Source organism: Candidatus Baltobacteraceae bacterium, assembly GCA_036559195.1.
Classification (GTDB): Bacteria; Vulcanimicrobiota; Vulcanimicrobiia; order Vulcanimicrobiales; family Vulcanimicrobiaceae; genus JALYTZ01.
Genome location: DATBTN010000046.1, coordinates 18,011 through 31,134, shown reverse-complemented (window position 1 = coordinate 31,134; position 13,124 = coordinate 18,011). Strand labels below are relative to the sequence as shown.

At 62.5% G+C, this 13,124-nt stretch carries 16 protein-coding genes; 11 read left to right on the top strand and 5 right to left on the bottom strand.

Annotated features, from left to right (window positions below; all coding sequences use genetic code 11):
- Positions 1-7: 7 nt before the first annotated feature.
- From VIG32_06310 to VIG32_06290, 5 genes are all read left to right on the top strand, one after another.
- Positions 8-493, top strand: a complete 486-nt coding sequence (locus tag VIG32_06310) for a hypothetical protein (protein HEY8297619.1) — start codon at positions 8-10, stop codon at positions 491-493.
- Positions 494-499: 6 nt separating this feature from the next.
- Positions 500-805 carry an STAS domain-containing protein gene (locus VIG32_06305; protein ID HEY8297618.1) on the top strand — a complete coding sequence of 102 codons (306 nt, stop codon included), beginning with the start codon at positions 500-502 and terminating at the stop codon, positions 803-805.
- 96 nt (positions 806-901) lie between these two features.
- Positions 902-1,375, top strand: a complete 474-nt coding sequence (locus VIG32_06300) for a lytic transglycosylase domain-containing protein (protein HEY8297617.1) — start codon at positions 902-904, stop codon at positions 1,373-1,375.
- A gap of 65 nt (positions 1,376-1,440) precedes the next feature.
- Positions 1,441-2,544: an LptF/LptG family permease gene (locus VIG32_06295; protein HEY8297616.1), complete on the top strand. Its 1,104-nt coding sequence runs from the start codon at positions 1,441-1,443 to the stop codon at positions 2,542-2,544.
- Between the two features lie 4 nt (positions 2,545-2,548).
- The gene (locus VIG32_06290) at positions 2,549-5,044 is read left to right on the top strand and encodes a hypothetical protein (protein HEY8297615.1); all 2,496 of its coding nucleotides are present in this window, start codon (positions 2,549-2,551) and stop codon (positions 5,042-5,044) included.
- 364 nt (positions 5,045-5,408) lie between these two features.
- Here VIG32_06290 and VIG32_06285 read toward each other — a convergent pair whose 3' ends face one another.
- Complete coding sequence (locus tag VIG32_06285) at positions 5,409-5,567, bottom strand: hypothetical protein (protein ID HEY8297614.1); 159 nt, start codon at positions 5,565-5,567, stop codon at positions 5,409-5,411.
- A gap of 18 nt (positions 5,568-5,585) precedes the next feature.
- Complete coding sequence (locus tag VIG32_06280) at positions 5,586-6,365, bottom strand: hypothetical protein (protein HEY8297613.1); 780 nt, start codon at positions 6,363-6,365, stop codon at positions 5,586-5,588.
- Here VIG32_06280 and lnt point away from each other — a divergent pair.
- The 3 genes from lnt to VIG32_06265 are packed head-to-tail and all read left to right on the top strand — an operon-like array spanning position 6,355 to position 8,907.
- Positions 6,355-7,857: an apolipoprotein N-acyltransferase gene (lnt, locus tag VIG32_06275; protein ID HEY8297612.1), complete on the top strand. Its 1,503-nt coding sequence runs from the start codon at positions 6,355-6,357 to the stop codon at positions 7,855-7,857. The two genes, VIG32_06280 and lnt, sit on opposite strands and share 11 nt — an antisense overlap.
- Positions 7,850-8,407, top strand: coding sequence for a hypothetical protein (locus tag VIG32_06270; protein HEY8297611.1), 558 nt, complete (start codon positions 7,850-7,852; stop codon positions 8,405-8,407). The genes lnt and VIG32_06270 overlap by 8 nt, the downstream gene beginning before the upstream one ends.
- A gap of 8 nt (positions 8,408-8,415) precedes the next feature.
- Entirely contained in the window at positions 8,416-8,907 is a 492-nt protein-coding gene (locus VIG32_06265; protein ID HEY8297610.1) for a hypothetical protein, read from the top strand.
- 3 nt (positions 8,908-8,910) lie between these two features.
- Here the strand turns inward: VIG32_06265 and VIG32_06260 are convergent, their stop codons facing one another.
- Together VIG32_06260 and VIG32_06255 are read right to left on the bottom strand one after the other, a co-directional pair.
- On the bottom strand, positions 8,911-9,240 hold the full coding sequence (locus tag VIG32_06260; GenBank protein HEY8297609.1) for a hypothetical protein: 330 nt from the start codon (positions 9,238-9,240) through the stop codon (positions 8,911-8,913).
- 31 nt (positions 9,241-9,271) lie between these two features.
- Complete coding sequence (locus VIG32_06255) at positions 9,272-9,493, bottom strand: hypothetical protein (protein ID HEY8297608.1); 222 nt, start codon at positions 9,491-9,493, stop codon at positions 9,272-9,274.
- A 92-nt stretch (positions 9,494-9,585) separates the two neighbouring features.
- On the opposite strand from VIG32_06255, the gene VIG32_06250 reads away from it, so the two are divergent.
- The 3 genes from VIG32_06250 (at position 9,586) to VIG32_06240 (ending at position 12,538) form a co-directional block, all read left to right on the top strand.
- Complete coding sequence (locus VIG32_06250; protein ID HEY8297607.1) at positions 9,586-11,163, top strand: D-aminoacylase; 1,578 nt, start codon at positions 9,586-9,588, stop codon at positions 11,161-11,163.
- A 95-nt stretch (positions 11,164-11,258) separates the two neighbouring features.
- Positions 11,259-11,966 carry a hypothetical protein gene (locus tag VIG32_06245; GenBank protein HEY8297606.1) on the top strand — a complete coding sequence of 236 codons (708 nt, stop codon included), beginning with the start codon at positions 11,259-11,261 and terminating at the stop codon, positions 11,964-11,966.
- A 116-nt stretch (positions 11,967-12,082) separates the two neighbouring features.
- Entirely contained in the window at positions 12,083-12,538 is a 456-nt protein-coding gene (locus VIG32_06240; protein HEY8297605.1) for a GNAT family N-acetyltransferase, read from the top strand.
- 7 nt (positions 12,539-12,545) lie between these two features.
- On the opposite strand, the gene coaE is transcribed toward VIG32_06240, so the two are convergent.
- Positions 12,546-13,121, bottom strand: a complete 576-nt coding sequence (coaE, locus tag VIG32_06235) for a dephospho-CoA kinase (protein ID HEY8297604.1) — start codon at positions 13,119-13,121, stop codon at positions 12,546-12,548.
- Positions 13,122-13,124: the final 3 nt, after the last annotated feature.

Below are 13,124 nucleotides of genomic sequence, written 5' to 3'. Positions count from 1 at the left end.
CGATTTCGTGAAACCGTTTTACATCGGCACCCTCGCACTGCTCGGCGTCATGGCGTCGACGGCGCCCGGCCTGTCGCAAGTCTCCGTTCCGCCGTCGGCAAAATCGGCGGCGACGACTCCCGCCGCACCCGGCGTCATCGTCCCGGCGCCACTCATGCTCGAGAACCTCGACCCGACCGTCGGCATCGCCAAGGCCTGCACCGTCGGGGCGCCGATATTCCGGGTACGCGCTATCGTGGAGAACACATCGACGGGCGCCGATCCGCAGCCGTTGGGCGTCGCTTACGCGATGGACGACAAGAAACAGTTCGTCGGCGCGACCACGGTGAAGGCGCTGAAAAAGAACCAGCCGACGGCAATTCCGATCTACATCAAAGCGACGAAAGAGAATCTGGGCGCGGTACCCGGGGCGCATCGACTACTCGTCATCGTCGGCCCGAATAGCCGCACGATCGACTTCACGGTCCAGCCCGGACAGTGCAAGCCGGCGTGAGGAGCCGTGCAAAAACTTCGACACGACGACGATTTGGATAAAGCCGTCGTCGTGCGCCTCGCCGGGACGTTCGACTCGATCGACGCTGACGAACTTCGCATCAAGATGGAAGCGCTCGAGTCGGGCGACCCGGCGATCGCCGACCTCGCCGAACTCACGACGATGGAAACCACGGACGTGGACGTCTTGATCCGAGTCAACCAAAAACGGCTTCGCAGCGGGCGATCGCGCATGCAGATCGTCAACGTCAATCCGGCTATCGGACGGTTGCTGCATCTGCGCGGGTTGGCGCGCGCCTTCGATATTCAATAACAGCCCGCCCTTCCGTCCTTCGAAGGGCGGATTTGGGTTAAAGGCGGGAGGAGTTCGCAGGCCGGGTGGAAGCCGCGCAGAAGAGGGGCCTCTTAGATGAAGAAGGTGCTCGGGGCTCTCGCCCTCCTGACCTTACTTTACGGCTGCGGCGGCGCGGGCTATTTACCCTATGCCCCCGACGCGCTTACGCCTCAGGCGATTCATCAACTCGTTGCCGATGCGGCCGCGCGCAATAACGTGCCGGAAGGCCTCGTCAACGCGATCGTCATGGCCGAGTCCTCGGGCGACCCGCATGCGATCAGCCCGGTCGGAGCGCAAGGCCTCATGCAGCTGATGCCCGGCACCGCACAGGCCTGCGGCATCGGCAATCCGTTCGAACCGCAGGCAAACGTCGAGTGCGGCACGCGCTATCTGCGCGAACTGCTCGCGCGCTACGGCAACAACGTGCAGCTCGCCGTCGCCGCCTACAATGCAGGCCCGGGAGCGGTGGATCAGTACCACGGCGTTCCGCCGTACGCCGAGACGCGCACGTACGTCGCGCGCGTGCTGGCAGCCTACCACAACTACTAGGCAACTAGACTCGGATGGCTTCGCTTCCCGGAGCACGTTCCGCTTCGTTCTTCTCCCGCTTACCCTTGCGGCTCCCGATTCTCGACTCGTACGTTCTGCGCGAGTTTATCGGGCCGTTCGTGTTTGCGTTCGGCGCGTTCTTCCTGTTCTGGGCGTTCAACATTTTCTTTTTGGCGGCGAAGTATCTGATCGAGAATCACGCGCCGTTCTTCCTCGTGATGCGGTTCATCATCTTTCGAATCCCGCAGTCGATTCCGCTCGCCTTTCCGTTCGCCGCACTCTTCGCAACGCTGCTCGGCATGGGCCGTCTGGTCGCCGACAACGAGATCAACGCCATCCGCACGGCCGGCGTCTCGCTCTGGCGTCTCTGCCTGACGCCGATGCTCTTCGGGCTCGCCGCCTTCGCGCTGTCCTACCTCGCAAACGAGTATATCGCCCCCAAGTCGGTCGATCTCTCGACGCGAACGTTTTATCAGATCATCTATCACACCGCGTCTCTGCCGATCGAGCCGCAATTTTTCCGCAAAGATCCCGATACCAACAACGAGTTTTTCGTGAGCCAAGTGCTCGCCGACGGCAAGACGATGGCGGGCGTTCAAGTCTTCAAACCGGGGCGCGACGGGTATTGGAACGAGACGTTTCAAGCCAAAACGGCGCACGTCGACGGCGCCACGCTCGTCATGACCGACGTGATCGAGACGCGCTACGGGAACGACGGGTACATGACCTCGCAGAATCGCATCAAGAATTTCTCGATCGGGCTGCCGCTCGCCGAGAGCGCCGAGCAATTCATGAGCAGCGTCAACAGCGACGCGTACACGATGAACAGTAAGGCGCTGCGCCGTCAGGTCAACGCTCTAAAAGCGCAGGGTGCTGGCGGCGAAGCGCTCGGAAATCTCGAAGTGAGCCTTGCGAGCAAGAGTGCGTTTCCGTTCGCTTCCTTCGTCGGCGTAATCATCGCATTGCCGCTGGCGATCCGCTTCGGCAAGAAGGGCCGAACGATGGGAATCGCGGTCGCAATTCTCGCGTTCTTCGTCTACTATCTCTGCTATCAGGCGTTCGCCGTACTCGGCACGACCGGGCGCGTCAACCCCTATCTCGCCTCGTGGTTTCCGAATCTGGTTTTCGGACTCGCGGGGCTTGGGATGCTCTGGTTCGAAGAGCACTGACGACGTGCATCGCTATCTCCACCATCGCCGCACTACCGTTGCGATCGCATGCCTACTTGCGTTTGCATGCGGCATCGTTCCCGTACAGGCGTTTGCCGCGTTCGCGACGCCGAGCTTCGACGATCTGCAGTCGCAGCGCGCACTCGCGCTTTTAAACCATCAATCGTGCGCCGTCGCGCTCGCGCAGCCCACATCGGGACCGACGATCGCGCCCTCGGCGACGCCACCCGCTTCGCCCGCACCCTCCGCGACGCCGAGCCTGCCGCCGCTGCCGCAGGCGCCGACGGGCCAACAGACGCTCTACGCGACCCCGTTTCCCACGAGTTCGCCCGTGGGACCGCCGCCGGTTCCGACGGCGAGCCCGAACCCGAGCGCGACGCACGGTCCCGTTTTTCTTCAACGCACGAACGCGAGCGCTCCGCCTACCGTCGCACCGGCCGGCGTCGCGACCCCCGGGCCCTCCCCAACGCCGACCGGCGTACCGACGCTGCGGCCCGGCTACATCGCCGTGCTCGCCGACAAGGTAGCCGGAAGCGGAAAACCCGGGAAACCCGGCGACGCGACCGGCAACGTGCACATCTTTTACCAGAATGCCGTGCTCGTCGGCGAGCGCGCGCATTACGACGGAGTGCGCACGATTACCGTCTCCGGTAATCCCTATATCATCAACAACGAACAGAACTCGATCTACTACGCCGATACGATCGCTTTCGATACGATCGATCAGAAAGCCGAACTCATCAACGGCCGCGGCGAAAGCTCGCAAGGCGTCGAACAAGGTCTGGTCTACTTTAGTTCGCCGGACCTCAAGACCGAAGCCGACGGCGTTTCGCACGGCGATCGCCCGTACGTCACGACCTGCGCGCGCCCGCGGTCGGGCTATCACATCACCGGCCGTACCGTCGACGTCAAACCCGGCGACCGCATCACGATCACCAAGGCCGTGCTTTGGCTGGGCGCCGCCGCCGTCTTCTACTTACCGAAGGTCGTCATACCGCTGCGCAGCGTAAGCGACGAGCGCCAGAAACCGCAGTTCTTTCCCGAGATCGGCTACGATTCGTACCAAGGGTATTACGTGAAGGCGCGTTTGAGTTTCGGGCACGACCAATACTATTATGGCTACTATCGGGTCGAATTCTTCAGCAAGGTCGGGCTCGGTTTAGGCTACGTCGGCTTCCTGCAGCGCAAGGACGGCAAGCGCCAGACCAGCATTAACTACTATGGAATCCACGACCGTCGCGTGGGCAGCTCGAACTACAATCTCGACACGCTGGATACCGAGAACTTTTCGAAAACGCTCCGCGGTCAGTTCGGTCTTGCCTACAACAGCAACTACGGACCGCTCACCAACGTGCCGCCGAATACGCGGATCAACGGCACCGTGTATCACACGGCGCCGCGCAACTCGCAGACGTATTCGTTTTCGCGTTCCGAGATCGGTTCGCAGTCCAAGAGTGACGGGTTCGGGTTTACCGACACCCACACGATCACGCCGACGCTGAGCAACAGCGTCAATTTCACGCTGACGAGCTCGCAATCGTCGTACGGCGGATTCTTCAGTTCCAACTCGTCGAGCCACTTCACGGATCTCGCTCACTGGGCTTCGCGCGGCGCCGATTATCAGCTCACCATCGATAAGTCGTTCGCCAAGTCGCCGTTCGGAATCGAGGACAAGCTCCCCGAGCTGCAGATTCGGCCCAACAGCTTCTTCCAACACTTCGCCTTCCCGCTGGGCGCGCTCTTCACGATCGGAAAATACAGCGAGCCGCAAAATTCTTTTGCTACCTCGCGCGCGGATCTCAGCCTGAACCTCGGTCCCGCGCTCTATCACTTTTACAACAGCGACTTCTCCGCTACGGTGAACGTCGACCAATATGCGTACGGCACCGGCGACCTCAAAGCAAAGATCACGCAGCAAGCCTCACTCTCGACCGTCGCCGGCCGGCATATCGTCAACTCGCTGACCTACACCGAATCCAACTACAACGGCCCCGCGTTCGTGCCGTTCCAAAACATCGACCAGCAGCCGTTGAACAATTACCACACCGCGCAGGACGTCATGCGCTTTTTCAATAGCGACTACTATAATCTCTCGCTGGGCTTCGGCACCAACTTCGATCGCATGGCGCAGCCGGTCTCCTACCAGTTGACAACCCGGCCATCGTCGCGCTCCTACGCCTCGATCGCCGGCTCGTTCGTCCCCGGATCCGGCAACGGCTTCTACTCGACGAACTTCCAAATCGCCACGCCGTTCGGCCGCGGCGGTACGCTGCAATTCCTCGGCGACGTCGACTGGAAGAACCGCGCGCGCATCGAGAACAAACAGCTCTACTACAGCCGCATCATCGGCGACTGCTACGAACTCGCCGTCAGCTACAACCAATCGCTCAAACAGATCAACCTAACGGTAAACATCCTCGCGTTCCCGTCGCACAGCGCCAACCTCGGCATCTCAACCCAGGGCGGCCCCATCTTCCAAAACGGCCTCAACAGCTTCTAATTCGCAGCACACCCACGCTTGGACGGGCTCGCGCTTCGACGAACTCGTGCTTCGACAAGCTCAGCATGACAAGGGGAGAGACGACCCCTTTTTTTTGTCATCCTGAGCTTGTCGAAGGACGCAGCTTGAACGACGGCAACACTCCGCAAGCCGCACGCATCCTCAAGCTCACGCACCGACATGCTCGCACTTCGACACGCTCATGCTTCGACAAGCTCAGCATGACAAGAAAAAAGGACCGGTTGTCATCCTGAGCTTGTCGAAGGACGCAGCTTGAACGACGGCAACACACCGCACGCACCCTCAAGCTCATGACCTCGCGACAGGCTCATGCTTCGACGAGCTCAGCATGACGAATGCTGGATTAGGGCGTGTCGCAGGGTGGGTGGCCGCAAGGGCACGTATCGGACTCGATCGCGGTGGCTGCGGCGCGGCAGGCGTCGCTGCAGTAGGCCACACCTTCGATGCTTTCGGTTACCACGCAGTTGCAGAGATCGTGGGCGCAGGCGATTGTTTCGAACATGCGGGCCTTGTACCCGTCTTACGGGTTGTTCGAGACCTCGCCGCCGGTGATTTGGGCGCTCGGATCGCTTGCCTGGGTTACGCCGGCGGTTGGGACCGTGAATTGCTGGTCGTTCGCAACCGACGTGTTCGCGCTGAAACTGAAGGTCGTATCGCCGGCGCCGCCGATTCCCGGCGCATCCTGCGGATTGCCGAGGGGATCGGTCGTCCAGAAGTTGATGAACCAGGTGGCCTGCGGCGCGGTGGTGGGCGGGGCGTTCGGTGAGGCCGAGGCCGACGGCGAGGCCGCGGGCGAGGCGCTCGGCGCCACGCTGGGCGCAACCGACGGCGCGGGCGTCACGCCGGCGAGACCGTAGAAAAGCGCCCGGTTGAGGGTGATAACGAATTGAGTGTTGCCGTTGGTGGAAAATGTCAGCAGCGACGGATCGACCGGCGGATAGAAGTATTGCGTTCCAACCTGGACGCCGCCGGGCGATTGCTGCCGATAGATCTCGGCAATCTTCGCCTGCGCGGCCCCACCGGTGCCTCCGACGATGATCTCGAACGAGAGATCGCGATAGTTCGCTTGCTGGTTGGCGTACTTGAGATAAGGTTCCGCGCCGCTTCCGCTCGTATTAAAGGCGATAATGTAGCGATGGTTCGTAAAATCGAGCGGCTGCAGCGTGTTGAACTTCATTTGCATGAACCCCGGCGCCAAGCCCGAGCCGTTGGTGCCCGCCCGATCGGGAGTAACTTGACGACCGCAAGCAGCCAGCGCGAACGCCGCAGCACCGAGCAGTACGAGTAGTTTGCGTATCATCAAAACCTCAGCGCGCGGTCTAGAGTTCGGCGTCGCGGCCATCAGCGCGATCGCGCTTGCGTTGGCGTTTCCCAAAGCCGGTCAGGCGTGGCTCGCGCCGTTCGGAGCGGCGGGCCTGTTCTGGGTGTGGCAACGCGTTTCCTTGAAACGTGCGTTCTGGACCGGATGGTTCGCGGGCACGATCTTTATGGCTATCACGTTTTCGTGGATCGTCTATACCATCGGGAGCGCGCTGGGAAACCTCTCCTTCGCGGTCGTCGCGATCGTCGCGCTCGTCGAGGGGATTTTTTTCGCACTGGCCGGGTCCGCCGCGGCGCTCGCGTATCGTTACGTTCACCCGTCGTTCGCGCCGCTGGCAGCGGCGTGCGCGTTCGTCGTCTTCGAATGGGCACGGTCGGTCGGCGAACTCGGCGTGCCGTTCGAGCAGCTCGGATATTCGCAAGCCGATAGCCCGCTCGCGATCTTCGCGGCCTACGCGGGCACGTTCGGCGTCACGTTCGTACTCTGTGTTTTCGGTGCCTATCTCGCTCGCGCCGTCGCGACGGGGCGTAATCGCGCCCTGTTGGTGACGGTGCTCGCCATCGTACTGGCTTGGATCGCGGCTTGGGCCGCTTGGCCCGCGCGTTACGCGGCGCCGCCCAACGTGCGCGTCGCGGCGATTCAAGGCAACATCGCGCAGTCGCTGAAGATGGAACCGGGGTCGACGAAGACGGCGATCGCGCGATACCTCGCGCTGACCGCCCGCGCGCGCGGTTTCTCACCGCGTCTGGTGCTCTGGCCCGAAACGGTGGTCAACGAATTTCTCATTGCGGATCCGGGTTCGAGCGCGCGCTTCGCAGCTCTCGCGCGCGATCTCCACGCGACGCTCGTCATCGGCGCGTGGGACGAGCACGATGCGAAAGCTTACAACGCGCTCTACGTCTTCGGACCGCAGGGGCAACGCGCCGGCATCTACGATAAGCGCCAGCTCGTGCCGTTTGCGGAATCGTTTCCGGGTCGCGGTCTGCTCGCGTGGCTGCCCGACGTATCGCTGATCGGCCGCTGGTCGCACGGGCACGCAGACGCGGTCATCAGCGGCCCGCTCGCCTTCGCGCCGCTTATTTGCTGGGAGTCGGCCTTCGCCGACCTCGCACACGCGCAGGTGCGTAACGGCGCGCAGCTCTTTCTCGTCGCGACCGACGATGCGTGGTTCGGCGATACCTCGGGCCCATATCAGCACGCGCAGATCGCGCAGATGCGCGCGATCGAAAACGGCACGTGGGTGATTCGCGCCGCGTCGACCGGAATCAGCGGCATCATTTCGCCGAGCGGGCGATACGTCGAGCGCAGCGATCTCGATCGCGAGGCCGTGGTGATGGGATTGGTCGGCGTGCCGAGCGGATCGCTCTTCGCGCATATCGGACCTACGCCCGTGGTCGCGACGCTGTTCGCGCTCTATCTCGCGCTCCTCGCCGGTGCGCTCGCGCTACGCCGGAGAGCGCGCCATGCGTAAGGTTTCGTGGAGAGCGATCGGCTGGCTAGCCGCACTCGCGCTCGGTATCTTCGTTGCCGTTCAAGTGATGTTGGCCGGGCGCGAAAACATACCGTTGCCGGGCTCGCAGCCGATCGTCTTGAAAAATTGTCAGGAGATCGCCCATCATCTCAACTCGGAATCGTGGCGGTTTACGTGCGCGCGCGCGGAAGTGACGCCCGACGGTTCGGTCGCGACCATCGAAAACATCACCGACGGCGTACTTTTCAAGAAAGGGAAACCGTATCTGCGGCTCTCTGCCAAGCGCGTTCAAATCAATACGACGACCCTCGACTTTACGGCCACGGGAGACGTGCACGTGGTTCAGATCGGCCAGACGGCCGGCGACCGGCGCTCGTTCGACACGGATCTCGTGCAATGGACGAACGTGACCAAACTGCTTACGTTGCCCCATCCGAGCATCGTCCGCTCGGGCGAACAAACCCTCAAAGTGCAAACGATCGCGGTGGACTTTGCCAAGGGACAGATTCGTCTCGGCAAGATCTCCGGTGGAGTTCACGTACCGAATTGATGCCCCGCATGCGTATCGCCCGGCTCGCACTCCTACTCACAAGCGTATCGCTCGCCGCGTGCGCGCAGCAACGGCCCGCGGCAACGGCGACGGCCGCGCCGCTGCTCATCGAGAGCCGGGGCGTGACGATGCCGTTACAAGACGCGGTCCGCAAGATCGCTTTTCGTCCGTTTGTTCCGGCGGCGCAGCTCGCTGCGGTAGCCGTTATCCCGCCGCTGGGCGGTGAGGACACGCGCGATCATCGCGGCATCGCGATGGAGTATGTATCGAACGGTTCCGAGTTGCTGCTTTCGCAATGGCCGCGTCAAGGCTTCGCGATCGCAGTCGGCGGCGCCGACCTCAACCGGACTACGTGCTCGCCCGTCCCCTTCATGGCCGGTGGCCTGATGTGGACCACGCGCGCAGCGGTGGTAATGACGCTCCAACCCGATGGGAAGCTCGCGCCGCAGCGCGTAGCAACGGAGGCACGCCGCCTGATCGCAGGCGGTGCGTGTCGTTAGTAGTTAAGAGGGCGGCTCCTCGCCGCTCTCAGCCAACTTTTTTTTGGCTTCGGCGATCAGCTTTTTGACTTTCTGACCGCCCTTGTGACCGATCTCCTCGTAGAAATCGGCCCCATATTTTTCCTTTACGACCTGGCCGCCTTTTTGCCCGATCGCCTCGTAGAACTCAACTCCATGCCGTTCGCGGGTCGCTTGGCCGCCCTTGCGGCCGATCTCTTCGTAGAACGTCGAGCCGTATCGATCGCGAACCGTGTTGCCACCCTTCTTCCCGGCCTCGCGGACGGACATTTCGCCCCCCGGTGGTTTCTTGGGCTCGTCCTTGGGTTTTGACATTGGTGGTCCCCGGGTCTCTAGCTGTTGAGAACTAGGACGTCTTGCGTTTCAATTTCTGGCCGCCTTTTTGGCCGATTACCTCGTAGAAGGACGGACCGTACTTTTCTTTGGTAGCCTCGCCACCTTTACGGCCGATCGCCTCGTAGAACTCCGTGCCGTACTTGGCTTTAACCCGCTCGCCGCCACGCTTGCCTGCCTCACGGACAGTCATGCCGCCGCCATTGGGGTTCTCGGACTGATCTTCAATTGCCATTATAGTCTCGTACCTCGAATGAGAAATGTCTCACGCACTAAATACCCACTCGACCGCCCCCTAAACGATATCGCCCACAGGACTATCAATTTGTGATCTCGACGGTTTTTGAAAACGCGCGCATCGTCGATGGTACCGGGCGGCCCGCATTTACGACCGATTTGGGCGTCGTCGGCGAACGCATCGCGCTCATCGGCGATCTGCGCGAGCGCCACGCACGCGAACGCATCGACTGCACCGGCAAAGTGCTTGCGCCGGGATTCATCGACGTGCACTCGCACAGCGACGAAATGTGGCTCGCACTCCCGGGATGCGACGGTAAAATCGCGCAGGGCGTTACGACCGAGATCGGCGGCAATTGCGGCACGTCGGTCGCGCCGCTGCACGGTCCGGCGCTCGAACGCGTGGAACGCAGCGCAGCGACGGTGGGACTCGAGGTCGAGTGGCGATCGCTCGACGAATTCTTCGCGTTAGTGGAGCACAACGGCGTCGCGCTCAACGTCGCCACGCTCGTGGGTTTGGGAACGACGCGCCAAACGATCGCCGGCGATTCCGAGCGACGCCTCGATGACGCGGAACTGCGCGCGCAGGCCCGCGTCGTGCGCGAGGCCTGCGAGCAGGGCGCGCTGGGCGTGAGCAGCGGCTTGATCTATCCGCCCTCGCGCTACGCGGATCTCGCCGAGCTCACCGCCATGGCGAGCGCGGCCCGCGAGGCCGGCGCGCCCCGCTACGCATCGCACGTTCGCAGCGAGAGCGACGATCTGGTTGCGGCGATCGACGAAGCGCTCGCGGTTGGCGAAGGTGCCGGCGTCGCGGTGCAGTGTTCGCATCACAAAGCGCAAGACCGGCGCAACTGGGGCAAGGTGCATGCGACGCTCGGCGCGATCGATCGCGCGCGCCGGCGCGGTATCGATGCGTACTGCGACGTCTACCCGTATACCGCGAGCTGGACCGAACTCGCAACGATCTTGCCGGCCGAAAGCCGCTTCGGCGGCCGCGATGCAACGCTCGCGCGATTGGCCGATCCGCGATCCGCTGCGGCGCTCGCGCTGAACCTCAATCTCTCGCATGGCGATCGCTGGAACGAGATCATGATCACGGAGGTCGCATCCGAACGCAACGCGGAGCTGGCCGGCATGCGCGTCGACGAAATCGCACGTGCGTGGCAACTCCCGCCGGCACGCGCCGCGATCCGTTTGTTGAGCGAAGAGCGGCTCGACGTCGGCGCGATTTTTTTTCGCATGGATGAAGACGACGTTGCGAGCGTTCTCTCGGCGGAATTTTGTTGCATCGGAAGCGATGCGTCCGTGCGCGCCTTGAGCGGTCCAACCGCACGCGGCGTACCGCATCCGCGCACGTTCGGCACGTTTCCGCGCGTCTTCGGGCGCTTCGTACGTCAGCGCGGTACGCTCGAGTTGATCGACGCGGTTCGCCGCATGACCTCGCTGCCGGCCCGGATCTTCGGCCTCACCGAGCGCGGCAGCCTCGTCGCCGGTAACTTTGCCGACCTCGTCCTCTTCGATCCGAATCGAATCGTCGACACCGCGACCTACGAGCGGCCGTACCGGCTGCCGGCCGGAATCGAGCGCGTCTACGTCAACGGCCAAGCCGTGATGATCGCAGGCGAGCCAACGCTCGCTCGACCCGGACGAATTTTACGCAGCAGTTGATCGTTTGCCCGTTGCCGTGAGAGAAACCCATCCGAGTCGGGTATAGCTCCGTTGCTAAAGTACATTTTGTTTCCTATTGCGCAAGGAGTATACGCATGACCAATCCGACCCGAACGCTCTTGACCCTCGGCGCTGCAGCGGCTCTCGTTGCCTCGCTTGCGGCCTGCGGCGGCGGCAGCACTTCATCGACCTCATCGACCACCACGACCGACGGGTCGAGCCCAAGCGCTATGGCGACCTCCGCCGGCATGGCCGGCTCGATGAAGGGCGGCATGAGCGGCGGCGATCGCTTCGGCGGTCCATCGTATAAAGGCGCTCCGAATCTAGCCGCTACTGCAGCGCTCGTGCAGGCGGGCGGCGGCGCGGCAAACTTCTCGACCGCGACGGCGCTGACGTCGATGGTCGGCTCCGCCCTCGTCACCAAAGAAGTCGGCAAACTCGACAAGCAGTATAGCAAAGCCGAAGTCGCGCAATTTTTGAAGACGTTCGACTTTGCCGTGGGCGATTCGCTCAAAATTGCAACTGCGGCCGGCGTAAAGATCCCCGCACCGGCGCCGCTCAAAGGGAAAGCTCTCGCGGCGGCACTAGTGAAGACCGGCACCACGACCGACGGAACGTTCTGGACCGGCTGGCTGCTCGATCACGCGGTCTCGAATAAGATTCACAATCAAGTGATGGACGACATCGATAAGAAGTACGGTGCCAAAGCCGATGCCGATTACCACAAGATTTCGAATCAAGCGTTCTACGACTTAGGTCAAGCTCTCGGCGACACCAGCGTGAAGCTCGCGTCGTTCCACTAACGGGATTCGGCTTCGCCGAATCTGTGGCGTTTGGCCCTGCGGGGCCAAGCCGCATGGTGTGATTGAAATGGCCGTCCCGAAAGGGGCGGCCATTTTTGTTTGAAGAAGAGCGCGGTATGGGCATTACGATCGATCGGGCGACGAGCGAACATCTCGATGCGGTTACGCCGCTCTTCGATGCGTACCGCCGATTCTTCACGCACAAGGACGATACGGCCGTCTCGGAATCGTTTATCGGCGCGCGTCTGGCCGTCGGCGACTCCGTCATCTTTCTTGCGTTCGAAGACGGCGAGGCGGTCGGGTTCATCCAGCTTTATCCGCTGTTTTCCTCATGGTACGCGCGGCGCATCTGGTTTCTGAGCGATCTGTACGTTGCGGAAGAAGCCCGCAAACGCTCGATCGGCCGCGCGCTCGTACGGCGCGTCGTCGAGTACGCCGAAGAAACCGAAGCCAGCAGCGTCATGGTCGAGCTTCCATTCTCGGAACCGCATCTCCAGCGATTCTATAGCTCGTTCGGTTTCGCGAAAGACGACATTTTCGAACTCTATCGTCTCAAGGTCGCGACGGCGTAAAGCTTCTCTACACCAGACGATCGAAGACGGCGCGGGTTCGCTCGCGCAAGTGTGAGAGGTCGCCGTCGTTCTCGATAACGTAGGTCGCGCGCGCGCGCGCCTCGTCGGGCGCGATCTGGGCCGCCATGCGCGCGCGCACCTGTGTTTCGCCGATGCGATCGCGGGTGACGACGCGTGCGATGCGCTGATCGTCGGGGGCGACCACGAGGATCGTACGATCCATGCGATCGGCGTAGGTGGTTTCGAAGAGCAGCGGGACCATGTGAACGATCGCCTGTCCCGGTTTGGCAAACCGTTCGCGCTCGATTGCGAGCCGCCGAACGTGAGGGTGCACGATGGCGTTGAGCGCCGCGCGCGCCGACGGATCGGTGAAGACGATTTCGGCCAGCGCCGCGCGGTCGAGCGCGCCGCGCCGTACGACTTGCGGCCATTTCCGCCCGATAGCACGCAGGCCGTCGCTCTCGGGAGCCACGGCCTCGCGTGCCAGAAGATCCGTATCGATAACGTAGGCGCCAAATGAATCGAGGAAGCGCGATACCTCGCTCTTCCCCGATCCGATTCCGCCAGTTAATCCTACCCGCATTAG